Source organism: Mesorhizobium sp. LMG17149 (assembly GCF_024518695.1).
GTDB lineage: Bacteria > Pseudomonadota > Alphaproteobacteria > Rhizobiales > Rhizobiaceae > Mesorhizobium.
On record NZ_JANIFL010000010.1, the window covers coordinates 205,732 to 231,558 of the forward strand.

Sequence of the window (25,827 nt, forward strand, 5' to 3'; positions counted from 1 at the left end):
GACGTTGATGGTTAGCGAAAGCAGCGCGGCAGTCTGATCTCCCCCCTTGAGGGGGAGATGGCCGGCAGGCCAGAGGGGGGTGCAGCGCCACACGCTGGTCATCAGCTTGCCCTCTGCAGCCCCTTGAAAAGGAATGTCCGGCCCGACCGGTAGTCATAGTCCGGGTTCTCCCAGGCGATCATCTTGCCGGGGTTGAGCAGCCCTTGCGGATCGGTCTCGCGCTTGAAAGCGAGCTGCACCGCGTCGGTCTGCTTCATGCCGCCCTCTTCCAGCGTGTAGCGATGCGGGTTGAAGATCGGACAGCCATTCTCCTCATGCAGGCGCACGATCTCGTCGAGCCGCGCCTCGGTGGTGAACTTGACCAGCGGCAGGCCGAAGCAGGTGATGTTGCCGTCCAGCCGCACGAATTCCAGATGCGAAAAAACCTCGCCGGGAAACATCGCATCCATCTTCTCGACCAGCGCCAGCTGGTTGGGAAAGGGGTAGAGCGACTGCAGATAGGTGATCGAAGGGTCGACGCGCAGCGCCCTCAGCGTGGTGTGGTTCCAGGCCAATTCATAGGCCGGCGGCAGGCCCTTTTTCTCGTCCGGCGTCGCCGTGGCCGCATTGTAGATCACCTCGCCACCGGCACGGCGGGTGAAGGCAAGGAAAGCGTCCAGCCCGTGCCGCGCCACCATGACGACGCAAATGCTTTGCCCTTCCCGGAGGAACTTCTGGTGCCGCTTGAAATAGAGCTGCGGCACGGGTGCGGCTATCGGCGTGATCAGCTTGGTCAAAATACCGTCCTGGCAAGCCAGCGCATTGCCATAGCGGGCGACATCCATGAAAGCGTCGAAACCGACGATGACATCGATCCATTCATAAGCCGCGGTCAGCGGCATCTCGACCTCCGATATGATGCCGTTGGTGCCGTAAGCGTGGGTCACCTTGTGCAGATCCTCGCCAGTGAGTTCGAGCGCTTTCGGCTCGGCTTCCATCGTCACCACGCGCAGGCGCAGCACGTTGCCGAAATCGCGCAGGCCGCCGAAATTGATCGAGCCGACGCCGCCCGAACCGCCGGCGATGAAGCCGCCGATCGAAGCGGTGTTGTAGGTGGAGGGCGACAGCCGCAGCTCCTGCCCGGAATGCGCCCGCGTCGCCTTGTCGATATCGGCCAGGATCGCCCCCGGTCCGCTCACAACGCGACCTGGCGCGATCGACTTGATCTCGTTCATCTCGGCAAGGTTGAGCACGACGCCGCCGGAGAGCGGCATCGCCTGGCCGTAATTGCCGGTGCCGCTGCCACGCGGCGTCACCGGCACGCCATGGCAATGACACGCGGCAAGCACGCGTATCAGTTCGGTCTCATTCCTTGGCGTCACGATCAGATCGCCGGTGACATGGTCCAGTTGCTGCTTCAGCACCGGGCTGTACCAGTAGAAGTCACGGCTCTTCTGCTGGACGATGGCCGGGTTGTCGTCGACCTTGAGCCCGTCAAGATCGCGTTTGAGCGCCGAAACGTCCATTATCCCACCATCAGTTCGTCGAGTTCGGCATAGTCGGGCAATTGCCGGTCGATCGCCTTGCCGCCGCGCACCACGATGCGATCCGATTCGGGTCGCGAGAGCAATTCCGTCCAGCTTCGGCCTTTGAACAGGATGAAATCGGCATCGCCGCCGGCGGCAAGCGTGCCGAAGCCATCAAGCCGCATCACCTTGGCCGGCGTCGCGGTGACCGCTTGCGGCCAGTCGGCGACCGGATGGTCCAAATGCAGGATGCGCGTCGCCATGCGGTAGACCTCCAGCATGTCGAGATCGCCATAGGCGTAGAAGGGATCACGCGTGTTGTCGGAAGCGACTGCCACCGGAATGCCCCTCGCCTTCATCTCGTGCAGCAGCGTCACACCGCGCCAGCGCGGCGTGGTTTGGTCGCCGCGCCGGTCCTGCAGATAGAGATTGCACATCGGCAGCGAGACGACGGCGAGCCCGGCCTTCGCCACTTTGTCCAGCGTATCGAGCACATCGAGGTCCGGCTGGCGCGCGAGCGAGCAGCAATGGCCGACGAGGATCTTTCCTTCGAAACCGTTCCAGAGAGCGGCCTCGGCGATCTTCTTCAACGATATGGCGGAGATATCATCGGTCTCGTCGGCATGGAAATCGAGATCGAGGCCATGCTTGATGGCTTGCGCGAAGACATGGTCGAGCAGTTCTTCCAGGTCCGGCACCATATAGGTGACGACACCGAGCACGCCCTTGGCCGCGGCAACCCGCTTTGCCAGTCTGTCGAACCACTTTTTGTCACGCACGCCTTCGATGCCGAGCAAACAGGCGCCCTGCAATTCGATACGGCCGCACCATGCCTCGCGCATCGTCTCGAACACTGGCCAGGAGATCTCCTCCTGCGGCGCGACGCTGTCGATGTGGGTGCGCAGCGCCCGGGTGCCATGGGCGTAGGCGCAGCGCAGTGAAAAATCCATCCGCCGCGCCAAATCCTCGGCGCTCCAGCGTGCCACGCGATCGGCTCCGGCGGCATTCAGCGCGCCCATGAAGGTGCCATCGGGATTTGGTTTCCGCGGCCAGATATGGCCTTTGTCGATATGCGTGTGGCAGTCGACGAAGCATGGGAGGATTATACGGCCGGCGAGGTCAATCGCATCGGCAGGCGCTTTCGATCGGTCATGCGCTGCAATGCTGGAGACCTTGCCGTCGGCGACGGCAATGTCGGCCAGCGCGAAACCGTTATTATCGTAAGTTGCAGTAAGGCCCGACGTCAGTGATTGATGAACACGGACGTTAGCGAGCTGATAAGAGCCGGAGGCTGGTATCAAGGCCTGCCCCCCTCTGTCCTGCCGGACATCTCCCCCTCAAGGGGGGAGATTGGCAGCGTCCGCGCCGGCTCTTTTTTTTCAACGTTGGAGATTGGCGAAGGTCGTGACAACAGCCAATCTCCCCCCTTGAGGGGGAGATGTCCGGCAGGACAGAGGGGGGCGCCTCGCGCCAACATATCAATCACGGTCACACATCCTAGCGCTCCTGCTTCAGTGCGCTTTCGTGCCAGCGCCGCAAAATGAGATGCGAAATCAGCGACAGCACGAGGAAGATCAAAATGCCGGTCAGCGAGATCAGGAACAGCGCCGCGAACAGCCGCGGCGCGTTGAGCCGGTAGCCGGCCTCGATGATGCGTGAGGCAAGACCGGACGACTGGCCGGTGGTGCCGGCGACGAACTCGGCCACCACGGCGCCGATCAGCGACAGGCCTCCGGCGATCTTCAGCCCGCCGAGGAAATAGGGCATCGCCGCCGGTAGCCTGAGATAGCGCAGTTGCTGCCAGCGCGTCGCGCCGTTGAGCTTGAACATGTCGCGCAGATTGCGGTCGACGGAGTTGAGGCCAAGCGTGGTGTTGGACAGGATCGGAAAGAAGGCGACGATCCAGGCGCACAGCAGAAGCTTGGTCGTCTGGTCGTTCACATAGATGTTGATCAGCGGAAAGATCGCCACGATCGGCGTCACCTGCAGCACGATGGCGAAGGGGAAGAACGACATCTCCACCCATTTCGATTGTGCGAACAGCACCGCCAGCCCGACCCCGCCGATGACCGCCAGAGCCAAGCTGAGGAAGGTGATGCGTAAGGTCACCAGCAGCGAAGAAAACAGCAGGCCGGCATCGTTGTAGAGCGTCCACAGAACCACGCCCGGGCGCGGCAGGATGTATTGCGGGATCTCGTTCCACACACAGATACGATCCCACAGCCAGATCGCCAGGATCATGATCGCCAGCGGCAGCACCCATCGGCCGATCCGCTCGAACCGCGCCTGGCGCACGCGGCGCGCCTCCTCGGGGTCGAGTTCGAGCGCCCGCTCGTCAATGGCCGTCATGATGCGCGCCTGCTGTTGAATTGATGGCCTTGACCAGCACATCGGAAGCCTGACGGCACAGTGCCGCATAGTCGGGCGAGGTGCGAAACGCCTCATCGCGCGGATAGGAGGCCTCGATGGCAAGTTCGTCGAACACCCGGCCCGGCCGCGCCGCCATGACAACGACGCGGTTGGACAGGAACACGCTTTCAAAGACGCTGTGGGTGACGAAGACGACGGTGAAGCGTTCGTCCTGCCACAGTTCCAGGAGATCATTGTTGAGCTTGAAGCGGGTGATCTCGTCGAGTGCCGCGAACGGTTCGTCCATCAGCAGCACGCGCGGTTTGGTTACCATGGCGCGTGCGATCGAGACGCGCATCTTCATGCCGCCGGACAGTTCGCGCGGCACCGCGTCTTCGAAACCGGTCAGGTGAACCCGCGCCAGCATTTCCGTCACCGCAGGTGCCGCCTTGGCACGGGAAATACCTTTCAGCCGCAGCGGCAGCCAGACATTGTCGAAGATGTTGGCCCAGGGCAGCAGCGTCGGCTCCTGAAAGACGAAGCCGATGTTCGAGCGGTCAGCTGAGCCGCCGCCGCGCCAGTCGAGCACGCCGGAGGTCGGCGTCGACAGGCCGGCGATCAGCCGCAGCGCCGTCGACTTGCCGCAACCCGACGGCCCGAGCAGGCTGAGGAAATCGCCTTCCCTGATGGTCAGGTCGACATCGTTGAGCGCCGTCACGCCGTTGGAGAAAACCTTGCCGACGCCACGCAGCGCCAGAAGCGTCGGGGCCGCACCCGATGCAGCCGGCGCTTGCGCCACCTTTTCCCTTATCATACCGGGACCGGCCTATTTCTTCAGCTCGAGCCCGACGCCTTTGTTGATGAAGGTCAGCGTGTAGGCCTTCTTGATGTCGATGCCGGCTGGCGTGACCTTGGCCTTGACCATCTTGTCGTAGAAATTCTTGATCCGCTCGTCGGTCATGGCGCCGATGCCGAGCTTTTCGGTGTCGCCGGAATCGGCAAGGCCGAACTTCTTCATCTGCTCGATCGAGAACGCGATCTGCTCGTCGCTCATATCGGGATTGTCTTTCTTGATCATGTCGTTGGCGGCCTTGTTGTCGCCGTACAGATATTTGTACCAGCCCTTGGCCGAGCCATCGACGAAGCACTGGACCACCTCCGGCTTCTTGTCGATCGTATCCTGCATCACCTCGATCGTCGTCGAATAGGTGTCCCAGCCATAGTCGGCGAGCAGGAACTGGTTCGGCACGAAGCCGCCTTCCTTCTTGACCGCGAACGGCTCCGAGGTGACGTAGCCCTGCTGGATCGACTTCTTGTTGGCGAGGAAGGGAGCGGTGTTGTAGGTGTAGGGCGCGCGCTTGGAAGCGTCGAAGCCGAGTTCGATGACCATCCACTGGAAGAAGGTCTGCACGCCCTCGTCGCCCAATATGTACTGGTCGGCGTTCTTCAGGTCCTCCCATTTGTCGATCCCTTCGCCGGGGTGGGACATGATGACCTGCGGGTCCTTCTGGAAGTCCGCCGCCACCACGCGCATGGGAATGCCTTGCTGGACGGCATCGAAAGCCGACAGCAGATTGCCGCCCATGTAGAAATCGATCTTGCCGGCCAGCAGCAGCGGTCGGCCGCTGACCTGCGGACCGCCCTGCATGATGGTGACGTCGAGGCCGCAGGCGGCGTAGGTGCCGTCCGCCACGGACTGATAATATCCACCATGCTCCGGCTGGGCCAACCAGTTGGTGCCGAAGGTGACTTTCTCATTCGCAGCAGCACCCAGCGTGCTGGCTGCAAGCAGGGCCACCGCCGCCACCGAGATCTTCTGTTTTCCGTACATCCACACCACCCTCTGTTTGCTCCGGCGCGCCACGCGCCAGGCTCGACACCAAAGATTCAAGAAGCAAGACACATGCCACCGGCGTCTGGCGCCGGGGCCGCCCGCTTGAAAGACGTTGCCATGCCAAGCGCGGACGGGTCATGCTGTACGAAAGGCATCGTGCCTATTTTTTGAACGGCTGTCCACAATCGCCCGGGCAACATGCACCGCCATCTTGAAGGTGTAATGGGTCCGGCTTTAGGCTGGCGGCACCCAGGAGATTGCCATGTTCAGATTCCTCACCCCGAAGTCGATCAAGCCGCCCTTTGCCCGCTACAGCCACGGCGTCGAGGTACCGCCTGGAAAGCGGCTGGTGCTGTGCTCGGGTCAGGTTGCCATAACCGCGGACGACCAGATTCCCGAAGAGGCCGGCGCGCAGGCCGAACTCTGCTTCCGCAACATCGAAGCGATCCTCGGCGAAGCCGGGCTGGGCCTACGCGACATCATCCGTATCAACGCCTATGTCACCGACCGCGCGCATCTGCGGCCCTATATGGATGTCCGCGACCGGCTGTTTTCCAGCCCCGCGCCGGCCTCGACGCTGATGATCGTCTCCGGCTTTGCCCGACCCGAATTCAAAGTCGAGGTCGAGGCTATCGCGGCCGGGTGATCGACAGACAACCTCCGCCGCGCTAGGTCTGGCCGTTCATCGAAGAGGCATGACATGACTGTTGCGAAGAAACGTGTGTGGTGGGGCGACTACCGGACCACCGAATACGCCTCGATCGATCCGGAGGCGACGATCGCCGTGCTGCCGGTGGCGGCGATCGAGCAGCATGGCCCGCATCTGCCTGTCTCGACCGACACCTCGATCATGAACGGCATGCTCGACACGGTCATCGCCCGCCTGCCCGACGATCTCGACATCCGCATCCTGCCGGTCCAGGCGGTAGGCAAATCGAACGAACATTTGCATGCGCCGGGCACCCTCACACTGCCGGCAACCACGCTGATCGAAGCCTGGACCGAGCTTGGCCTGTCGATCGCGCGCGCCGGTGTGCGCAAGCTGATCGTGGTCAATTCGCATGGCGGCAACGAGGAGATCATGGGCATCGTCACGCGCGAATTGCGCGTGCGCGAAAAAATGCTGGCGGTAAAGACCAGCTGGCAGCGCTTCGGCCGCCCGGCCGGCATGTACACCGAACTGGAGGACCGCCACGGCATCCATGGCGGCGATGTCGAGACCTCGCTGATGCTGCATTTCCGGCCGGACCTCGTCGACATGGCCAAGGCCGACAATTTCGTTTCCAATGTCGCCAAAGCCGAAAACGAATTTTCGCTCCTGCGCCACACCGGCACCCATGCCTTCGCCTGGATCGCCAGCGATCTCAACCCGAACGGCGTCGTCGGCGATGCCAGCATCGCGACGGCGGAGAAGGGCCGGCTGACGGCGGAATATCAGGCCGACGGCTTCATCAGCCTGCTGCGGGATGTGCGCAAGGCGAAGCTCGCGGACTGGTTGACGTAGCCTCCAAACCAGTGGTCTGGCATCGAAAGGCAAGCGCTGTCCTCTTGAACAAACCAGGCGACGGAGGGCGTATCTGACAATCGCGCTTTTGGACAAGAGATTTCCGCACAAGAGATTTTGACAAACTTTGCCAAAACGGACCATACTGGACGGGATATGGGGGCCAGTATGGCAACGATGAACGTATCATTGCCCGACCCGATGAAAGATTGGGTGGAGGCGCAAACCGAAACGGGCCGTTACGCCAACGCGAGCGACTATGTGCGCGATTTGATCCGTCGGGATCAGGAGCGCAATGACAAGATTGCCGCCATGCAGCGCTTTGTCGATGATGGCTTGAAGAGTGGCATCGGCAATCGATCCAGGGACGCGCTTTTCACGGAGGCGGTTAAACGCGCTGAAAAGCCATCCGGCAATGGGTAGTGGGATTTCGCCTTTCTTTAGCTGCGGAAGAGGACATCGTCAGTATTGCCGAGCAAGGGGTGCGCCTGTTCGGCGCTGTGCAGGCCAGACAGTATCATGACGAGTTCACGATCTTTGACCTGATCGCTGCCAGTCCCCGAATAGCGCGGGAGCGGCTTGAATTGGCGCCACCGATGCGTATCCATCCCTTCAAAGCCCATCTTGTCGTCTACCGGATCGAAGCCGACGACGACGTGTTCATTGTCCGGATACGGCACGGGCATGAAGATTGGGCGAATGAAGGCACCCGATAATCGAACAACGACATGGGGGCAGCTAGCTGTCGATCCTCAGCGCGAAGGGCGTGCCTTCAAAGGCATCCGCACCGCGGCCGATCGATTCGATCGCCTCGATCATGCGGCCGTTGCGATCAAGCAGCGCATCGGCCACCGCGATCAGTCGCGGATTGGGTGTTGCCGAGGGCGACAGCGCCCGCAGCGTCCGCGCCAATTCGGCCTCGTCGCGTTTCGGCGCCAATGCGGCCGCGATGATATAGGCCGAAGCCGTCGAGCGGCTGATGCCGGCATAGCAATGCACGAGCATCGGCCTTGCACGGTCCCAGCGGCGCGCGAAATCGAGCAGGTTGCGGACATGCTCCTCGCCCGGCATGGTCATGCCGTCCTGCGCCGCCGCGATGTCATGCATGACCAGATGCAGATGATTTTCTTTCGATATCGAGGCCGGCCGGACCACCGCCGTTCCGGCGGCAAGCAGCGACAGCATGCGGTCGGCGCCGCTCCTGGCCACCGTTTCCTCGATCTTTGCCAGCGAGCAGACATGGATCATTGTTTCGAACCCTTCGATTGATGCTCGCGCCGCAACGCCCATTCGGCAAGAACGGTCTCGAGCCGCTGCCATTCCTCCTCACTCCCCGGCAGGCCGGCGCGCAGAACGTCAGGCCGATCGGCAAAATGGCGAAGCAGAATGCCGCGCCCGCCGAGCGCGGCAAACAAATCGGCAGCATGCGGCAGGCGAAGAAAACGGAACAGCGTGGTGCCACCCATAACGGGAATACCGAAGCGGCCGAACAGCGCATCGAGCCGCGCCGATTCATCAGCCAGCGCCGTCCGCATCGCGTCCTGCCAGCCGATATCGGCAAGCGCGCGAATGCCGTATTCCAGCGCCGGGCCGGCGACGGCCCATGGCCCGAATTGTGTTTCCAGCCGTTCGACCGTCACAGGATCGGAAAGTGCAAAACCGAGCCGCAGGCCGGCTAGACCAAAGAACTTGCCGAACGAGCGCAGCACGACGACGCCGCCCTGGCCGACATCGCCGCAGAGGCTATGCTCGCGCGGCCCAACATCCATGAACGCCTCGTCGACAACCAGCAGCCCGCCCTTAGCGCGTAATCCGGCAGCCAGAGCCAGCAACCGGTCGCGCTCGATGACACGTCCATCCGGATTGTTCGGATTGACCATGATGGCAAGGTCGGCGTCCGCCAGGTCAGCGAAATCGCCGACCTCGGTCACCGCGTGCCCGGCGATCACTGCTGCGCGGGCATGTTCGGCGTAGGTCGGACCCAGCACCAGCGCCCTTCCGGGGGTAATCAGCGAGGCGACGCGCGGCAACAGGATCTGCGTGCCCGGTGCCGCCACGATGTTGGCTGGCGACGGCGCCCCATAGGCACTGGCAGCGATCTCTGTCAGCTCACGCGTGCGCGCGGCTTCCGGCAACCGCGACAGCGAGGTGGCGGGCAGGTCGAAAAGCGGGTAGGAGTGCGGATTGATACCGGTCGAGAGGTCGACGAATGGCAGCAGGGCGTTGGGGAAAAGCGCCCTCGCGCGGCCAAGACTTCCACCATGGTCCACAACCGCCCCATTAAGAAGCTTCATGTCAGTCCTGATCGCTTTCCTGTCATTGGCCGTCGAATTCGCCCTCGGTTACCCCGATTGGCTGTTTCGCGCCATCGGCCATCCGGTGACGTGGTTCGGCAGGCTGATATCCTTTCTCGACCGCAGGCTCAACCGCGCCACTGATCCCGACGCGCTGCGTCGCAAGCGTGGTGTCCAGGCGCTGCTGGTCATCGTGCTGGTGCCGGCGATAATTGGCCTGGGCGTGCAGATCCTGTTCTGGTTCGTTCCCATGGGCCTCGTCATCACGGCCCTTCTGGCAACGTCGCTTCTGTCGCAGAAGAGCCTCTATGAGCATGTCGAGGCTGTGGCGGACGCGCTCGACACCGGTGGCCTCGCTCTGGCCCGCCTTGCCGTTTCGCGAATCGTCGGCCGCGACCCTGAAACGCTCGACAGGGCCGGCGTCTGCCGCGCCGCGATCGAGAGCCTGGCTGAGAATTTCTCCGACGGCATCGTCGCCCCCGCCTTCTGGACCGGCGTCGGCGGCCTGGCCGGCGGCGCCGCCTACAAGGCCGCCAACACCGCCGATTCGATGATCGGCCACCGCACCCCGCGCCACGAGGCCTTCGGCTGGGCGGCGGCGCGCTTCGACGACTGGATCAATCTGCCGGCGTCGCGGCTGACGGCGCTGCTGATCGTGCTGGCGGCGTTCTTCGTCAAAGGCGCTGATGCGAAAAATGCCTGGCATGCGGTGTGGCGCGACGCGAAAAAACACCGCTCACCCAATGCCGGCTGGCCGGAAGCGGCGATGGCCGGTGCGCTCGGCCTGGCGCTCGCCGGGCCGCGCAGCTACGGCGGCGTGCTCGTGGACGACGTCTTCATGGGCGAAGGTGGGCGGCGCGAGGCCGACAGCGTCGACATAAGGCGAGCGCTGAAACTCTATCGCATCGCCGACTATCTGCTGATCGCGCTGTTCGGGTTGGTTTCGGTCGTTGTCATCGTGGCGTGATCTACTTCACCCTCCCCCTTGTGGGGAGGGTAAGAAACGCTCAGAACTCGATCCCCTGCTGCGCTTTCACGCCTGCGGAAAAATGGTGCTTGGTCACGCCCATTTCGGTGACGAGGTCGGCCGCCTCGATCAGCGCCGGCTTGGCGTTGCGGCCGGTGACCACGACATGCAGGCCCTCACGCCGCGCCTTCAACGCCGCAACCACTTTGTCGAGGTCGAGATAGTCGTAGCGCAGCGCAATGTTCAGTTCGTCGAGCACCAGCAGGCTGATCGACGGATCGGCCATCAGCTCAAGCACCTTGGCCCACGCGGCTTCGGCGGCGGCGATGTCGCGCTTCAGGTCCTGCGTTTCCCAGGTGAACCCCTCGCCCATCGCGTGCCAGACAACGCGGTCGCCGAAGGCGGCGAAGGCGTCCTTCTCGCCGGTGTGCCACTTGCCCTTGATGAACTGGACGACCCCGACGCGCTTGCCGTAGCCGAGCATGCGCAGCGCCAGGCCAAAGGCGGCGGTGGTCTTTCCCTTGCCCGGTCCGGTGTTGACGATGAGCAAGCCCTTCTCGACCGTCTTGCTCGCCACCTCGGCATCCTGCACAGCCTTGCGCTTGGCCATCTTGGCGCGGTGGCGTTCTTCGTCCCTATTGTCGATGTCGGTCATGTCATTTCACCTTGAGCGGCAGCCCTGCCACCATCAGCAGCACCATGTCGGCGACGGCGGCGACCTGCTGGTTGAGCCGGCCGGCGGCATCACGAAACCGGCGCGCCAGTGCATTGTCCGGCACGATACCTTGGCCGACTTCATTGGACACCACGAACCAGGGCCCGCGCGGCCGCGACAGCACCTCCGCCAATCGCCGGCATTCCAGCTCGAAATCGTGTTCAGCCAGCATGTGGTTGGTCAGCCACAGCGTCAGGCAGTCGACAAGCACCGGCCGATCCTCCGGCAAGGCGGCAAGCGTACCGGAGAGATCGAGCGGTGCGTCGATGGTCGTCCAGCCTTCGCCGCGCCGCGATCGGTGCAACGCGATGCGTTCATGCATCTCGTCATCATAGGCTTGCGCCGTGGCGATATAGGTCCAGGGCGGCGGCAAGGCGGTCGCCAAAATTTCGGCGTGCGCGCTCTTGCCGGAGCGCGCACCGCCGATGAGGAAGGTCAGTGTCTTGCGATCAGGCAAAGCTGTCGCGCAGGCTGGTCGCGGTGCCGGTGAAGCGGCCACGCACCACACCGACGACGGCGCCGAGCACCAGCCAGAACACCAGATTGGTCACGGTCACCGCCACCACGAACTGGTGATGCAGCCCTTCCGGAATCGCCGTCTCGTAACTGCCGGGCTGCGGCGCACCGACAACATGCGGCGCGACGATCAGCAGGACGGCAAGGATCGCCAGCGGCAGCGACTTGCGGAACGCGATCAGGCCGAGACCGGCGGCGGTCGCCGCCACCGTCGCCCACCACCAGATCTGGCGCTGGGTGAGATCGGCGGCCGGCATGGCCGGCAGTTCCGGCGGCAGGCCGAGGCCAGGCGCCAGCGTGAACACGGCGAAGCCGGCCAGGCCCCAGAACACGCCCTGGCGCCAGCCACCGATGCCGCCGGCGAATTCGGAGACCGCGACCAGGATCAAGGCGAAGCCGATGCCGGTGACAATGTTGGCAAGCACGCTGAAGGCGAAACGCTCGAAACCATCTGCCGGCGCCCAGCCTTCGTCTGCCGGAGCGGCTTCCGCCGCCGGGGCAGCAGAGCTCATGGCATCTCCCGCCGGTGCAGTTGTGCTCATGGCATTGCTATCCGTTGCGGCCGGAGCGGCATGGTCATGGTGATGCCCGCCGCCCGCCTGTTCGTAGACTTCCGCCTTCAGGATCAGCGGCACGGTGGCATAGGCTTGCAGGCAGGCGAGGACGACGCCGGCCACGAGCCCTGCGATCGCCGCGATGAACACGACGTTGCGAAACAGGTTCATGATGTCAGCCCCTCGTCAGTGGCAGGGAAACGCCATCGAATGGCGATAGTCGTGAGCCGCATTGTGGACCGCATCGATATGCGAGAAGCCGACAAAGCCCATCACGAAAACGCCGAGCAGCGCGGCAAGAGCGAGCTGCATGAAGCGCGACTGCGAGGAGACGGAGGTGCCGAGGGAGACGGAAGCGGTAGTCATGTCTTGTCCTTTCGCCCTCCACCCGAGGGCATCGAAGTCAGTTTCCTGTCGCCGGCAGGTCTCCTGGCTCACGGATCAGCGTCCTTCCCCACCTTCCCGAAGAAAAAATCCTCAGTGGTTTATGGAGAGGACTACCGCACACAGTTGCGGGGGCAGCCACGGCATTGGGCGAAATTCGCCCTCACCGCATTCCCTCTTGGCTCCAAAATGGAACCGGCGACAGCGGTGACTATAGGCAGAATCCTCGCTTCCGGCAAACCAAATTCCGCCGGTGACCATTGCGAATGCGCCATGAAGGTCAAAGTGATTTCGGCAGATAGCGCCACGTCACAAAGCCGCAGACCGCCGCCAGCAGACCGAGCGTGACGAACACCGAGCCCAGGCCGAAGAAGGCCAGCGCCACCGAATAGACCAGCGGCGGCGTCAACTCGGAAAAGTCGAGATAGGTGCGGTAGACCGCTGCCATCTGAGATCTTTCATAGGAGCGCACCGAGCGCATGAAGGCGGTCGAGCCGAGGGCGTCGAGCGCAATGGTGAAGAAGGCACCGCAGAGCAGGAAGGCGCCGGTAAGCAGCGGCACGGTTTCGCCGACGAAGCCCGCCGCCAAAAGCGCGGCCGACATGGCGAAATAGGCGAATGTCATGGTCCCGCGGCCACCAAAGCGCTTTCCTGCCTTGCCCCAGAAAATCGCCATGAACAACAGCGCGTTGCCGGCCGAAACCAGCAGGCCGCCGGCCAGCTTGCCCTCACCTGTGATGACCATGAACAACGGCCCATAGACGAAGAACGTCGTCCAGAAGCAGGAGCGGCCGAAGGCGATCAGCCAAGCCAGCCTGAGCCTGGGCTGCGCCACGAAGCGGCCGATATTGGCGAGCGGATTGACGGGGCGCGTCTTGCCCGGACGGATAGACTGGTTGTCGCCGAGGCGGTAGGTCCAGAACAGCGCCAGCAGGGCAAACGCGAACACCGCGACCGCACCATGCGCGGCATAGATGCCGAAGCGCGTGTAGAGGAAGATGCCGAGCGTCGGCCCACCGGTCCAGGCCAGCATCGACCACGCCATGCGCAGCGATTCGGCCTGCATGAAGTCGGTCTTGCGGATGTGGTCCATGATGTAGAGATTGAGCGTGATCGACAGCGCGCTGGCGCCCATCACCCGGCACAGCATGCCGGCCAGTTGCCCGGCAAGCGTGTCGGTGACGAAGAACAGCGAGCCGACGGCCAGCAGGCAGGCGCCTGATGTGTAGACCCAGCGCCGGGCAAAACGGCGGATCAGCATCGGCATGAACAATGTCACCGACAGGCCGAGCATCGCCACGACTGTGTAGAGCATCGACACGATCTGCTCGTTGTGCAGGATCTCGTAGGCCTGGATCGGGATGACGCTCGACACCGTGGCACGGGCGAAGGATTCGACCGCATAGAGCGACGCGAAGGTGCGCGCGTCCGCGGCCTTGAGAGCCGGCAGCCAGATCGGATGGCGCACATGGGTGGACATTGCTTTCCCCGAAGCAGATTCACCGGGTCAAATCTGACGTGGCGATCCCAGCGCCAATAAGAGGAAACCGACGCGCATCCGGCAAAAGCGAAGCCGGCCAAAGGCTTCCCTGCACTGGCCCAATGCCGCGGCTGATCCGGGTTGTCGGCAGAGTTGCCGGTCTTCTTTTGTCCGGGGCAACCGTGATAGTCCTCCAGCGGGGCTGAATCAGAATGCGAGACCATGAGCATCCAAACGCCGACCGCACCCGTTCCGGATCGACCAAAGCGCATCGTCGCCATCGACATCGTGCGCGGCATCGCGCTGATCGCCATGGCGAGCTACCATTTCACCTGGGATCTGGAGTTCTTCGGCTACACCGATCCCGGCCTGACCGCCTTCGGCTGGTGGAAGATCTACGCGCGTTGCATCGCTTCGACTTTCCTGTTCCTGGTCGGCGTCAGTCTGTACCTCGCCCATGGCCGACAAATCCGCTGGAACGGCTTCTGGAAGCGGTTCGCCATGGTCGCGGGAGCCGCGATCGCGATATCGGTCGTCACCCGTATCGCCACGCCGGATGGATTCATCTTCTTCGGCATCTTGCACGAGATCGCGCTGGCCAGCCTGCTCGGCCTCGCCTTTCTGCGGCTGCCGGCACTGCTGACGCTTGTCGTCGCCGCGCTCGTCATCGCGGCGCCTGTCTATCTGCGCCTCGAGGCGTTCGATCACCCATGGCTGTGGTGGGTCGGCCTGTCGGCGAACAATCCACGCTCCAACGACTACGTTCCGTTGTTTCCATGGTTCGGCGCCGTGCTTGCGGGCATCGCGATGACGAAACTCGCCGCCGGTTCAGGCGTACTTGCCCGGCTTGCCGAATTGGCGCCCGGTCGCTGGGCCAACCCGCTGGTCTTTATCGGCCGGCACAGCCTGGCGTTCTACCTGATCCACCAGCCATTGCTGATCGGCTGCATGTGGCTGTTCTCGCAGATCATGCCGGCACAGGTCGAAACCCCGCAGGTGAATTTCCTCAAAACCTGCCAGCTGTCCTGCGAGCAGTCGCGCGACACCGAGTTCTGTACGAGCTACTGTGTCTGCATGCTCGATACGCTCGAGGGCGAGGCAACGCTTGATCGGCTCTACAACAACGATCAGACTGCGGAATGGAAGACGCATCTGTCCGATCTCGCCGGCATGTGTACCGCCAAGACCGACAGCAAGTTGATGGAGGAAGAGGTCAAATGACCGAGAACCAGCCTAAGCCGGGGCTCATACCGTGGCCGCCGCTGATCTACACCGCCGCCATCGCCATCAGCATCGCGCTGGGCCTGCTCTATCCCCTGCCCTGGATCGGTGACCTCCTGGGCGATATTCTTTTCGCCACCGGCTGGGTGGCGCTGTTTGCCGTCGCCGCGCTCTGGGTCACCGCGATCCGCACCATGGTCCGCGCCAAGACCACGCTGAACCCGAACGCTGTGCCCGATCACCTGGTCACCACGGGTCCCTTCGGCATCACCCGCAATCCGATGTATCTGGCCAACACCCTGCTGTTGATCGGGGTCGCCTTTGTCTCGGGCATCGTGTGGTTCCTGCCGCTCGCATTCATCGCCGCCTATGCCACGCAGAAAATGGCGATCGAAGGCGAGGAAAAGGTGCTGGCGGCAAAATTCGGCAAGAAGTACCGCGACTACGCCAAACGCGTGCGCCGCTGGATCTGAGCTGGCGCCCCTGGTTTCCATCGCGGAGAGGTTTGACAGGTGCACACTTCGGCGATTAGCCTAAGTCTTGCGAACTTCGTCATCCTAGGGCGAAGCAGGAGCGCAGCTCCGTCGCGGAGACCCTAGGATCCATGCCGTGACCTCGGTCGAGGAGTGCAGCGGAGCAAAGTTCTGCGCCGTCGCGGTGCATTGCAGTCATGGCATGGATCCTAGGGTCTGCGCCGCGTCGCTACGCTCCTTGCTCCGCCCTAGGATGACGAAGGAATAGACGTCTCCGCTAATTCCGAACGCTAACGCGCGACAGAATCCAGTCCGCTCAGGTATTCACGCCAAGCTCAACCAGCCGCTCCACACAAGATTCCTCGGCCTGGTCGAGTTCAGCCAGCGTCTCCTCGAGATCGCGGCGCTTCTGCCGGAGATCCTCGCGCTTTTCCTCGATGCGCTTGATCATCAGGTTGAGCTGGCCGACTTCGCCGGGCGGCTCCTTGTACATCTGGATGATCTCGCGGATTTCGTTGATCGAGAAGCCAAGCCTCTTGCCGCGCATGATCTGACGGATGAGGTGCCGGTCGGAGGGGCGAAACAGCCGCGTGCGGCCACGCCGCACCGGCTGCACCAGCCCTTCGTCCTCGTAAAAGCGCAGCGTCCGCGTCGACACGTCGAACTCGCGGGTCAACTCGGTGATCGAATAATATTCTCGCATTGCCACTCCCGCACGCCGAAACCAAGGGGCGATCGCCATGCCGGCGTCGCCCTTATGTCCCGAACCAAAACCCATGCCATGCCGGAATCGACATGGCGCCCCGCGCAAGCCTCGCATGGCATTTACGTAAAAGTCAATTAAGCCAAAAGGCGTGCCTTCAGGGCACACCGAACCACCACGTAGCTATGCCGAGAAATGCAAAGAAGCCGACGACGTCGGTAACCGTGGTGACAAAAACTGCCGAAGCGACCGCCGGATCGACCTTGAAACGATCGAGCAGCAGCGGGATCAGGATGCCGGCCAGGGCGGCCACGAACATGTTGATGATCATCGCCGCCGCGATGATGCCGCCCAGATTGGGGTCACGGAACCAGGCTGCCGCAACGATGCCGATCAGGATGGCGAAGACGATGCCGTTGATGAAGCCGACACCCATCTCGCGGCGAATGATGCGGCCGGCATTGTAGATGTCGAGATCCCTGGTCGCCAACGCCCGCACGGTGACGGTCATGGTTTGCGAGCCGGCATTGCCGCCCATGCCGGCGACGATCGGCATCAGCACCGCCAGTGCGACGATATGTTCGATCGTGCGGTCGAACAGACTGATCACCGACGCCGCCAGGAACGCGGTCAGAAGGTTGATCAGCAACCACGGAACGCGTGAGCGCGAGGTCGAAAAGATGCTGTCGGAAAGCTCCTCGTCGCCGACGCCGCCCATGCGCATCAAGTCTTCTTCGGCCTCCTGCTGTATGACGTCGACAACATCGTCGATGGTCAGAACGCCAACCAGCCGTTCGTTCTCGTCGACGACTGCGGCCGACAAAAGATCGTACTGCTCGAATTCCCGTGCAGCCTCTTCCTGGTCCATGGTGGCCGGAATGGCGTGCCGCGTCTCGTGCATCACTTCCTCGACCTTGACCGAACGTTTGGTGCGCAGGATCTGGTCGAGGTCGATGGCGCCGAGCAGCTTGAAGCTCGGATCGATGACGAAGATCTGGCTGAAGCGCTCGGGCAGATTCTGGTCGTCGCGCATGTAGTCGATGGTCTGGCCGATCGTCCAGAACGGCGGCACCGCGACGAACTCGGTCTGCATGCGGCGGCCGGCCGTCTCTTCGGGATAGTCGAGCGAGCGGCGCAGTCTGATCCGCTCGGTGAACGGCAGCTGCGACAGGATCTCGTCCTGATCCTCCTTCTCGAGGTCTTCGAGAATGTAGACGGCGTCGTCGGAATCGAGCTCCTGTACCGCCTGCGCGATCTGCGCATTGGGCAGACTGTCGACGATCTCCATACGGATCGCCTCGTCGACCTCGGTCAGCGAGGAGAAGTCGAAATCGGCGCCCAGGAGCTCGACCAGCGCGTGGCGCTGTTCGGGATGCAGCGCCTCGAGCAGGTCGCCGAGTTCCGACTGGTGCAGGTCGTCGACTTCATGCTTGAGGGTCAGCGTGTCGCGGTCGGCGATCGCCGCGCCAATCCGCGCCAGGAAGGACGAAAGCACGGCGCCGTCCTCGCCATAGATGTCGGCGTGGTGCTCCTCGGCGGCCCTGGCGCCAATCGTCCGTTCGTGCTCGCCTTCCACCAGCGCCTCCCGCCACAAGAATCCCGGAAAAGGTGCAAATCAGGTCTAGAGCATCGGACCCAAAGGGGAAACCGGTTTTGGGAGAATCCGACGCTCAAAAAGAAAGTGGCGTAAAGCGCGGGAATATCAAACGAAATGCGCCCGGCCCGCAGCGGGCGGAGCTTGCACAATCGGGATCTGGGAAGGAAAATGGTGCGGTCGAGAAGACTCGAACTTCCACGGGTTGCCCCACAGCGACCTCAACGCTGCGCGTCTACCAATTCCGCCACGACCGCACGTGGTAGAGCCGGAACCGACCGGCTCGCGGCGTGTAGCAAATCGTTTCCGGCGAAACAAGTGCACGGCAAGCAATAATGTCAGGCGATTGGCATAATGCTCCACAGGGTCCGAACGCAGCGCCGGAACTGGACGTTTGCGCCTGATATCGCCATATGGAAGGCAAGTTGATGTCACCCAAAGGTGCGAGGCGGTTTTGGGACGCGACATGCATAAGCGAAAAGACGATACGCCATGCCCGAACGCAGCCAGATCGCCACGTCGTTCCTGCCGCTCCCCGGTTCAGCACCGGTCGAATGGCTGATCGAGCCCGGCCTTACCGCCTATCCCGAAGCACTTGCCTTCATGGAGGCGCGCGCCGAGGCGATCCGCAGCGGCGCTGCCGGCGAAATGGTCTGGCTGGTCGAACACCCGCCGCTCTACACGGCCGGCACCAGCGCCCGCGGCGAGGATCTGATCGACGCCAGCCGCTTCCCGGTGTTTGCAGCCGGCCGCGGCGGCGAATACACCTATCATGGGCCGGGCCAGCGGGTCGCTTATGTCATGCTTGACCTGAAGCGGCGACGCGAGGACGTCCGCGCCTTCGTCGCGGCGCTCGAACAGTGGATCATCGGCACGCTCGCCGCCTTCAACGTGCAGGGCGAGCGCCGCGAGGACCGGGTCGGCGTCTGGGTGGTGCGGCCGGATCGCCCTGCCCTGCCGGACGGCTCGCCGGCGGAGGACAAGATCGCGGCCATAGGCATTCGGCTGCGGCGCTGGGTGAGTTTTCACGGCATCGCTATCAATGTCGAGCCCGACCTCGACCATTTCAGCGGCATCGTGCCTTGCGGCGTGCAGGACCACGGCGTCACCAGCCTCGTCGATCTCGGCCTTCCCCTGACCATGGCCGACCTTGACCTGGCGCTGAAATCCGCCTTCGAGGATGTGTTCGGTCCCGCCACGGTCTTGCCTGTCGAAGCCGAGCGCAAGGCCGGTTGATTCTTCCGGACCCGGTACGGCTCAAATCAGTTGGGCGGAGGCCCACAATACGCCGTAGCCATGGATGGCGAACACCGCCAGCAACGCCGCGGCCATGGCGAGGCGGTCGATGGTGCGGATCGGCTTCAGCTCGTAACGCGGCTTGACCCCGCTGCTCATCGTCAGCAGGCTGAGGATCGAAAACACCGCTCCCGTCGCGAGCAGGAAATTGGAGGAAAAGCCGGCCTGCCAACCGACAGCCAGGAAAGCCGAGAGCAGGAAGAAGGAAGCCAGCGCCAGTGCGACCGGTCCCGGACAGATCTGGCGCAGCACCTGACCGCCGTCGAACTTCCATACCGGCACCAGATTGGCGATGTTGAACAGTGCGGCGAAGCCCGCCAGGGTCGCCAGCAGGGCCGCCGCCAGCCGGTGACCTTCCGCGCCGGCAAAGGTGCTGGCAGCGATCACAACCGGCACCAGGAATGCGGAGAAGCCGGCGCCCATCAGCGCCACGAAAGCCACCTCGAAACGGCTGTCATAGGGCCGCCCGCCAATGGCGATGCCGCCGAGCAGCGGAATGAAGATCATCCGTGCCCGGTTGTGGCCCATAAGCCGGAACGCCGCCATATGGCCAAGCTCATGCAGGGCGACCACCGATGTGAGGATCGCGGCCAGTGCCAGGCCGCCGAAGTGAAGTCCGAAGAATGGCCACAGGATCAGCGCCGAAAGCCCGGCGAAACCGACCTGGCTCAACGGATGCTCGAACCAACCGCCCTTGCGATACTCCCCGGTCCGCGCCCAGCGCTGCAGCTTGGAGAGTTCGCGGCGCAGGGCGAAATAGCGGAACACCAGGAAGGCGACGCCGCGATAGCGATCCGTCTGGCTGAGCGTCACCCGCGTGCCGTTGCCCTCGGAAACGAGTTCGGCGGTTTCGGAAAAGTCCTTCCAGAACGAAGCGTCGAGCGCCGTGTCCTCGATGACACGCATCGAGAAGCTGATACCTTCGACGACGTCTTCAAACCGCGACTTGCGTTCGATCGGCTTGCCGTCGCGACCTTCCCACGACAGCGTGATGCGGGCCACGCCCTCGCCGTCCGGCGCCTCGGCGGAAAGGATCTCACCGGACCAGCCGGCATCGCTGCCGAGCGGCCACAGCGCCTGCCAGAGGCGCTGGCGGTCCATCGCCACCAGACGGGTCAGCCGCACCGTGCGCAAACCAAGCGGCACGGTCATCAACAGAAAGATCAACCCGAGATTGCTGGCCACCAGAATGGCCGTGACGATGGGCGACACGCGACGCTGCTCCCTGTCTTTCAGGCACCCTAACGTCGCGGCGGCAAGAAAAGCTTAACGGCGGAACGGCCTTCCACCGCGTAGGACCCGCGGCGGCGAACGCCGCCAAATCACATGGCTCCGATCCAGATCGCCATGGAAACAAGGAAGGTGCTCATGCAAACCAGTGAGATGACATCCTGAACCAGATCGGTCATAACTCTCTCCTGTTGTTGATATGTTCGCATTTTGTTCTAATTTTGTTTCAAAGTCAACGGGCACGATGCGGCCGCCTCCGGAATTTCCGGGCGATCAAATCGGCAGGGTTAAGGAAAGGTTGACGGGCGAGCGACGGTGCTACGTGGGCTGACCGAAGCCTTTGCGATTAGCCATCGCATCGTCATCCTAGGGCGGAGCAAGGAGCGGAGCGACGCGCGCAGACCCTAGGATCCATGCCGTGACCCAGGGGCGATGCTACGGTGCAGAATTATCGCTCTGATAGAGGTCGCATATCCTCCACCCCTGCATTTGTCTCGAAAATAACGGCATGGATCCTAGGGTCTACGCTCCGCTCCGCGGAGCTTCGCCCTAGGATGACGACATCAGAGACTAAAGCGGCACCACTTTGCCGTCGGCCAGGGTGACGCGCCGGTCCATGCGCGATGCCAATTCGTGATTGTGGGTGGCAATCAGCGCCGCAAGGCCCGATTGCTTGACCAGCGCCGCCAGCGCCTCGAACACATAAGACGCGGTGACCGGGTCGAGATTGCCGGTCGGCTCGTCGGCCAGCAGCACCAGCGGCGCATTGGCGACCGCACGCGCGATGGCGACGCGCTGCTGTTCGCCGCCGGAGAGTTCGGACGGCCGGTGCGACGCGCGCTTGCCGATCTGCATGTAGTCGAGCAGCTGCGCCGCGCGCTCGGCCGCGTCCTTGCGGCTGAGCCCCTTGATGAGCTGCGGCATCATGATGTTTTCCAGCGCCGAGAATTCCGGCAGCAGGTGATGGAACTGGTAGACAAAGCCGACATCGTTGCGGCGGATCGCCGTGCGCTCGTCATCGGAGAGCCGCCCGCAGGCACGGCCGGCCAGGATGACGTCGCCAGCGTCGGGACGCTCCAGCAAGCCGGCAGTGTGCAGCAGGGTCGACTTGCCGGTGCCCGACGGCGCCACCAGCGCCACCATCTCGCCGCGCTTCAGCGAGAAATCGGCACCGTTCAGGATGGTGAGCTTGCGCGGCCCCTGGACATAGTGCCGCTCGACGCTCTTCAGCTCGATAATGACCTCGGCCACTATTCGTACCTCAAGGCTTCGACCGGATCGAGGCGCGCGGCGCGCCATGCCGGAAACACCGTTGCCAGGAAGGACAGTCCGAGCGCCATCAGGACGACATAGGTCGTCTCGCGCGGATCCATCTTCGCCGGCAACTGGCTGAGGAAATAAAGCTCCGGATTGAACAGCACCTTGCCGGTCATCCATGAGAAGAACTGGCGGATGGATTCGATGTTGGTGCAGATCAGCACGCCGAGCAGCACACCGGCGAGCGTGCCGGTCACGCCGATCGCCGCCCCCGTCATCAGGAAGATGCGCAGGATGGCGCCGCGCGACGCCCCCATGGTGCGCAGGATGGCGATGTCGTGCCCCTTGTCCTTCACCAGCATGATCAGGCCGGAGATGATGTTCAGCGCCGCCACCAGCACGATCAGCGTCAGGATCATGAACATGACGTTGCGCTCGACCTGCAGCGCGGAGAAGAAGGTCTCGTTGCGCTGGCGCCAATCGACCATGTCGATCGGCCGCTGCGCCGCCGCCTCCACCTTCGGTTTCAGCGCATCGACATCATCTGGATTGTCGACATAGATCTCGATCGTCTGCGCCCGCCCATCCATATTGAAATAGAGCTGCGCTTCGGAAAACGGCATGTAGACGATGGAGGTGTCATATTCGGACATGCCGACTTCGAAGATCGCCGCGATCTTGTAACCCTTCATGCGCGGCGTGGTGCCGATCGGCGTCACGTCGCCGTCGGGCGAAATCAAGGTGATGGTATCGCCAAGCGTCAGGCCGAGATTCTCGGCCATGCGCTTGCCGATGGCAACGCCGTCGCCAGAGTCGAAATCGGCGATCGAGCCCTGCTTGATGTTGCTGGCAACGATGGCGATCTTGCTCAGATCCTCGCCGCGTATGCCGCGCACCAGCGCTCCGGTTCCACCGCCGACATTGCCTTGCGCGAGCACCTGGCCATCAATCAGCGGGATGGCGTATTTGACGCCTGACACACCGTTGATGCGGCTGGCGACCTGCGCGTAGTCCTCCAGTGGCGAATCGAGCGGCTGCACGATCAGGTGGCCGTTGACGCCGAGGATGCGCGTCAAAAGCTCCGCCCTGAAACCGTTCATCACCGCCATGACCACGATCAGCGTGGCGACGCCCAGCATGATGCCGAGGAACGAGATCGAGGCGATCACCGAGATCACCGTCTCCTTGCGCCGCGAACGCAGATAGCGCCAGGCGACCATGCGCTCGAAGATGGAAAAGGGTCCGGCGCCGACCGGTCTTGCCGCCACCGCCTCGTTCATGCGGCGACACCGAAGCGCTTCTTCGCGTCTGCGATCGGCAGCGTCTCGCGCTCGCCGGTCTTGCGATTCTTGATCTCGATCTCGCCGGCTGCGACACCACGCGGCCCGACGATCACTTGCCAGGGCAGGCCGATCAGGTCGGCGGTGGCGAACTTGCCGCCGGGCCTCTGGTCGGTGTCGTCGTAGAGCACGTCCTTGCCGGCGGCGACGAAAGCGGCATGCAGCTCGTCGCAGACGCGGTCGCACTCGGCGTCGCCCGCTTTCATGTTGATCAGCCCGATGTCGAACGGAGCCACCGCCTCCGGCCAGATGATGCCGTTGTCGTCATGGCTGGCTTCGATGATCGCCGCGACCAGCCGCGACGGACCGATGCCGTAGGAGCCGCCGGAGACGAAATGATCCTTGCCGTCGGGCCCGGTCACCTTGGCGCCCATCGGCTTCGAATATTTGTCGCCGAAATGGAAGATGTGGCCTACCTCGATGCCGCGCGCCGAAACCTTGTCGCTCTCGCCGATCTTCTCCCACGCCGCCTCGTCGTGCATCTCGTCGGTGGCTGCGTAGGGTGTCGTCCAAGTCTTGACTATATCGCCGATCTCGGCGGCATTGGCGAAGTCGGTCTTCTCTCCGGGCACATCGAGCGAAAGATAGTCGCGGTGGCAATAGACCTGGCTCTCGCCGGTGTCGGCCAGGATGATGAATTCATGGCTGAGATCGCCGCCGATCGGCCCGGTGTCGGCCCGCATCGGTATCGCCTGCAGCCCCATGCGCGTAAAAGTCCGGAGATAGGACACGAACATCCTGTTGTAGGCCGCCCTGGCGCCCTCGAAGTCGAGGTCGAAAGAATAGGCGTCCTTCATCAGGAACTCGCGCGAACGCATGACGCCGAAGCGCGGCCGCACTTCATCGCGGAACTTCCACTGGATGTGGTAGAGATTGAGCGGCAGGTCCTTGTAGGACTTCACATAGGCGCGGACGATCTCGGTGACCACTTCCTCATTGGTCGGGCCGTAGAGCATGTCGCGGTCCTGCCGGTCCTTGATGCGCAGCATCTCCTTGCCGTAGTCGTCATAGCGGCCGCTTTCGCGCCACAGATCGGCCGACTGGATGGTCGGCATCAGGATTTCCAGCGCCCCGGCGCGGTTCTGCTCCTCGCGAATGATGCGGCAGACCTTGTCCAGCACCCGCTTGCCGAGCGGCAGCCACGAGAAACTGCCCTGTCCCTGCTGGCGGATCATGCCGGCACGCAGCATCAGCCGGTGCGAGACGATCTCGGCCTCGCGCGGGTTTTCTTTGAGGATCGGCAGGAAATAGCGCGACAAACGCATGGACAGGTCCGTGAGTGAGGAGGGCCGCGCCAGAATCGGCGCGACTTTGGCTTGCTTGACCCGGCTTCATAGCCATTTCAAGGCGGAATGGGAACCCGGACGCTTCGGCCCGAAAAGCGGCAATCGATTTCAGAAAGCACGGGATAGCCGGGATCAGAAGCGTCGCACCGTCCTTCGCCCGCCCAGAAGACCCACGGCGCTGCAAGGCCTCCCGGTCACCGCGCGCGTCTTGATGATCGTTCGCCAAGCAACGCCTGCCACACTATTGTGCAGTGCAGCACGAGAATGCCCGTTTCAAGGCAAAATTCTTCGTGACATTTTCATTCGCCTTAGGCTAATGTACCTCGATAACCGAGAGGGTAGAAAAAAATCTGCTCTCCTACGCGGTCAAAGTCTTGGGAGGATGCGATCTAGGCGCGGTTACTCGCTGCCGCCGGAAACCGGAAACAGATCGGACGCGTTTAAATTGCAAGGCCTCGTGCCTTGCATTTTTTTTGTGCAATCATCTGCTTAGCGCAACGCGTTGCCAAACCACCTTACCCAGCGTCAGCGCTCGTCCGGCCGCAAAACGGCACGGCATTCCTGTCTGGAACCAAGCTGTTCCGAAGGATGAAAACGTCTTTGCCGGACAAATCTTCTTGGGCCGGGGCCGGCTATTTGGCTAAGGTTTGGCTGAATTCCGGCACGATGTGCGGGATGTCGTTGAGGCTGTATCCAAGCCCATGCGTCAGGCCATAGAAAATGCCCATCAGGATCGCGGTGGCGATGGTGGTGCGGATCACGGCGCGCAGCATGTGGGGACCGCGCGGCGCGCTCGGAACCGTGCCCAGCGTCACGTCACGATCGTCGTCCTGCGTCCTCACGCTGAACGGCAGCACGGCGAACAGCACCACCCACCAGGTCGCGAAAAACAAGGCGGTGAACGAAACCCAGCTCATGATTGCTCCAGTTCGATCAGCGTTCCGAAAAAATCTTTCGGATGCAGGAACAGCACCGGCTTGCCGTGCGCGCCGATCTTCGGATTGCCGTCGCCCAGCGCGCGGGCACCGGCGGCCTTGAGCTGATCGCGTGCGGCCAGGATGTCGTCGACCTCATAGCAAAGGTGATGCATGCCGCCGGAAGGGTTCTTCTCCAGGAAGGCGGCGATCGGCGACCCCTCGCCCAATGGCTCCAGAAGTTCGACCTTGGTGTTGCCGACATTGACGAACACCACCGTGACGCCATGCTCCGGCAGCGCCTGCGGCGCCGTCACTTCGGCACCCAGCGTGTTGCGATAGGCGGCGACGGCGGCCGTAAGGTCCGGCACGGCAAGCGCGACATGGTTCAGACGTCCGAGCATAGGCACT

28 protein-coding genes, 1 tRNA gene and 1 riboswitch are annotated in these 25,827 nt (G+C 63.0%); of the genes, 8 read left to right on the forward strand and 21 right to left on the reverse strand.

The features are described 5' to 3' along the window. Positions 1–101: 101 nt before the first annotated feature. The 5 genes from NP945_RS23510 to NP945_RS23530 form a co-directional block, all read right to left on the reverse strand. Positions 102–1,505 carry an FAD-binding oxidoreductase gene (locus tag NP945_RS23510; protein ID WP_256747658.1) on the reverse strand — a complete coding sequence of 468 codons (1,404 nt, stop codon included), beginning with the start codon at positions 1,503–1,505 and terminating at the stop codon, positions 102–104. Next, positions 1,505–2,806: a cytosine deaminase gene (locus NP945_RS23515; RefSeq protein WP_256747659.1), complete on the reverse strand. Its 1,302-nt coding sequence runs from the start codon at positions 2,804–2,806 to the stop codon at positions 1,505–1,507. Before NP945_RS23515 ends, NP945_RS23510 begins: the two co-directional genes overlap by 1 nt. A gap of 196 nt (positions 2,807–3,002) precedes the next feature. After that, positions 3,003–3,854: an ABC transporter permease gene (locus NP945_RS23520; RefSeq protein WP_127268481.1), complete on the reverse strand. Its 852-nt coding sequence runs from the start codon at positions 3,852–3,854 to the stop codon at positions 3,003–3,005. Beyond that, a complete protein-coding gene (locus NP945_RS23525) occupies positions 3,841–4,668 on the reverse strand; it encodes an ABC transporter ATP-binding protein (RefSeq protein ID WP_127272562.1) in 828 nt (275 codons plus the stop codon). Before NP945_RS23525 ends, NP945_RS23520 begins: the two co-directional genes overlap by 14 nt. Before the next feature lie 12 nt (positions 4,669–4,680). Then, entirely contained in the window at positions 4,681–5,685 is a 1,005-nt protein-coding gene (locus NP945_RS23530) for an ABC transporter substrate-binding protein (RefSeq protein ID WP_256747660.1), read from the reverse strand. Positions 5,686–5,950: 265 nt separating this feature from the next. Between NP945_RS23530 and NP945_RS23535 the strand changes: the two genes are divergently transcribed. From NP945_RS23535 to NP945_RS23550, 4 genes are all read left to right on the forward strand, one after another. Beyond that, a complete protein-coding gene (locus tag NP945_RS23535) occupies positions 5,951–6,334 on the forward strand; it encodes a RidA family protein (RefSeq protein WP_127271694.1) in 384 nt (127 codons plus the stop codon). Positions 6,335–6,388: 54 nt separating this feature from the next. Further along, positions 6,389–7,192, forward strand: coding sequence for a creatininase family protein (locus NP945_RS23540; protein ID WP_256747661.1), 804 nt, complete (start codon positions 6,389–6,391; stop codon positions 7,190–7,192). Positions 7,193–7,360: 168 nt separating this feature from the next. Beyond that, positions 7,361–7,615: a type II toxin-antitoxin system ParD family antitoxin gene (locus tag NP945_RS23545; RefSeq protein WP_127271993.1), complete on the forward strand. Its 255-nt coding sequence runs from the start codon at positions 7,361–7,363 to the stop codon at positions 7,613–7,615. Next, complete coding sequence (locus NP945_RS23550) at positions 7,615–7,908, forward strand: type II toxin-antitoxin system RelE/ParE family toxin (RefSeq protein ID WP_256747662.1); 294 nt, start codon at positions 7,615–7,617, stop codon at positions 7,906–7,908. The genes NP945_RS23545 and NP945_RS23550 overlap by 1 nt, the downstream gene beginning before the upstream one ends. Before the next feature lie 22 nt (positions 7,909–7,930). Here NP945_RS23550 and NP945_RS23555 read toward each other — a convergent pair whose 3' ends face one another. After that, a complete protein-coding gene (locus NP945_RS23555) occupies positions 7,931–8,440 on the reverse strand; it encodes a tyrosine phosphatase family protein (RefSeq protein WP_127272559.1) in 510 nt (169 codons plus the stop codon). Beyond that, entirely contained in the window at positions 8,437–9,486 is a 1,050-nt protein-coding gene (gene cobD, locus NP945_RS23560; RefSeq protein WP_256747663.1) for a threonine-phosphate decarboxylase CobD, read from the reverse strand. The genes NP945_RS23555 and cobD overlap by 4 nt, the downstream gene beginning before the upstream one ends. Between cobD and cbiB the strand changes: the two genes are divergently transcribed. Further along, positions 9,485–10,453 (forward strand): adenosylcobinamide-phosphate synthase CbiB, encoded by a 969-nt coding sequence (gene cbiB, locus NP945_RS23565; RefSeq protein ID WP_128309160.1) that lies wholly within the window; start codon positions 9,485–9,487, stop codon positions 10,451–10,453. The two genes, cobD and cbiB, sit on opposite strands and share 2 nt — an antisense overlap. A 40-nt stretch (positions 10,454–10,493) precedes the next feature. Here the strand turns inward: cbiB and cobO are convergent, their stop codons facing one another. From cobO to NP945_RS23590, 5 genes are all read right to left on the reverse strand, one after another. After that, positions 10,494–11,108 (reverse strand): cob(I)yrinic acid a,c-diamide adenosyltransferase, encoded by a 615-nt coding sequence (cobO, locus tag NP945_RS23570; protein ID WP_127331450.1) that lies wholly within the window; start codon positions 11,106–11,108, stop codon positions 10,494–10,496. A 1-nt stretch (position 11,109) separates the two neighbouring features. Next, on the reverse strand, positions 11,110–11,625 hold the full coding sequence (gene cobU / locus NP945_RS23575) for a bifunctional adenosylcobinamide kinase/adenosylcobinamide-phosphate guanylyltransferase (RefSeq protein WP_256747664.1): 516 nt from the start codon (positions 11,623–11,625) through the stop codon (positions 11,110–11,112). Further along, the gene (locus NP945_RS23580; protein WP_256747665.1) at positions 11,618–12,409 is read right to left on the reverse strand and encodes a CbtA family protein; all 792 of its coding nucleotides are present in this window, start codon (positions 12,407–12,409) and stop codon (positions 11,618–11,620) included. Before NP945_RS23580 ends, cobU begins: the two co-directional genes overlap by 8 nt. Before the next feature lie 15 nt (positions 12,410–12,424). After that, complete coding sequence (locus NP945_RS23585; RefSeq protein WP_127267996.1) at positions 12,425–12,604, reverse strand: CbtB domain-containing protein; 180 nt, start codon at positions 12,602–12,604, stop codon at positions 12,425–12,427. A gap of 35 nt (positions 12,605–12,639) precedes the next feature. Beyond that, positions 12,640–12,837, reverse strand: a riboswitch (cobalamin riboswitch). Between the two features lie 65 nt (positions 12,838–12,902). Continuing rightward, entirely contained in the window at positions 12,903–14,102 is a 1,200-nt protein-coding gene (locus tag NP945_RS23590) for an MFS transporter (protein ID WP_127297842.1), read from the reverse strand. 222 nt (positions 14,103–14,324) lie between these two features. On the opposite strand from NP945_RS23590, the gene NP945_RS23595 reads away from it, so the two are divergent. Continuing rightward, positions 14,325–15,323 (forward strand): heparan-alpha-glucosaminide N-acetyltransferase, encoded by a 999-nt coding sequence (locus tag NP945_RS23595; protein WP_256747666.1) that lies wholly within the window; start codon positions 14,325–14,327, stop codon positions 15,321–15,323. Further along, positions 15,320–15,796: an isoprenylcysteine carboxylmethyltransferase family protein gene (locus NP945_RS23600; protein ID WP_127267999.1), complete on the forward strand. Its 477-nt coding sequence runs from the start codon at positions 15,320–15,322 to the stop codon at positions 15,794–15,796. Before NP945_RS23595 ends, NP945_RS23600 begins: the two co-directional genes overlap by 4 nt. 316 nt (positions 15,797–16,112) lie before the next feature. Here NP945_RS23600 and NP945_RS23605 read toward each other — a convergent pair whose 3' ends face one another. From NP945_RS23605 to NP945_RS23615, 3 genes are all read right to left on the reverse strand, one after another. After that, positions 16,113–16,499, reverse strand: a complete 387-nt coding sequence (locus NP945_RS23605; protein ID WP_023685221.1) for a MerR family DNA-binding transcriptional regulator — start codon at positions 16,497–16,499, stop codon at positions 16,113–16,115. A gap of 157 nt (positions 16,500–16,656) precedes the next feature. After that, complete coding sequence (mgtE, locus tag NP945_RS23610; RefSeq protein ID WP_127382185.1) at positions 16,657–18,075, reverse strand: magnesium transporter; 1,419 nt, start codon at positions 18,073–18,075, stop codon at positions 16,657–16,659. Between the two features lie 190 nt (positions 18,076–18,265). Further along, positions 18,266–18,350 (reverse strand) — tRNA-Leu (locus NP945_RS23615). A 235-nt stretch (positions 18,351–18,585) separates the two neighbouring features. Here NP945_RS23615 and lipB point away from each other — a divergent pair. Then, a complete protein-coding gene (gene lipB, locus NP945_RS23620) occupies positions 18,586–19,329 on the forward strand; it encodes a lipoyl(octanoyl) transferase LipB (RefSeq protein WP_256747667.1) in 744 nt (247 codons plus the stop codon). Positions 19,330–19,350: 21 nt separating this feature from the next. On the opposite strand, the gene NP945_RS23625 is transcribed toward lipB, so the two are convergent. The 6 genes from NP945_RS23625 to mce form a co-directional block, all read right to left on the reverse strand. Next, on the reverse strand, positions 19,351–20,601 hold the full coding sequence (locus NP945_RS23625; RefSeq protein WP_256747668.1) for a site-2 protease family protein: 1,251 nt from the start codon (positions 20,599–20,601) through the stop codon (positions 19,351–19,353). 588 nt (positions 20,602–21,189) lie between these two features. Beyond that, positions 21,190–21,873, reverse strand: coding sequence for an ABC transporter ATP-binding protein (locus NP945_RS23630; RefSeq protein WP_174800360.1), 684 nt, complete (start codon positions 21,871–21,873; stop codon positions 21,190–21,192). After that, positions 21,870–23,156, reverse strand: a complete 1,287-nt coding sequence (locus tag NP945_RS23635; RefSeq protein ID WP_127810084.1) for a lipoprotein-releasing ABC transporter permease subunit — start codon at positions 23,154–23,156, stop codon at positions 21,870–21,872. The genes NP945_RS23630 and NP945_RS23635 overlap by 4 nt, the downstream gene beginning before the upstream one ends. Further along, positions 23,153–24,481, reverse strand: a complete 1,329-nt coding sequence (gene proS / locus NP945_RS23640) for a proline--tRNA ligase (RefSeq protein ID WP_256747669.1) — start codon at positions 24,479–24,481, stop codon at positions 23,153–23,155. Before proS ends, NP945_RS23635 begins: the two co-directional genes overlap by 4 nt. Positions 24,482–25,134: 653 nt before the next feature. Next, positions 25,135–25,419 (reverse strand): DUF1467 family protein, encoded by a 285-nt coding sequence (locus tag NP945_RS23645; RefSeq protein WP_127267197.1) that lies wholly within the window; start codon positions 25,417–25,419, stop codon positions 25,135–25,137. Further along, the gene (mce, locus tag NP945_RS23650) at positions 25,416–25,820 is read right to left on the reverse strand and encodes a methylmalonyl-CoA epimerase (RefSeq protein ID WP_256747670.1); all 405 of its coding nucleotides are present in this window, start codon (positions 25,818–25,820) and stop codon (positions 25,416–25,418) included. Before mce ends, NP945_RS23645 begins: the two co-directional genes overlap by 4 nt. Between the last annotated feature and the right edge of the window lie 7 nt (positions 25,821–25,827).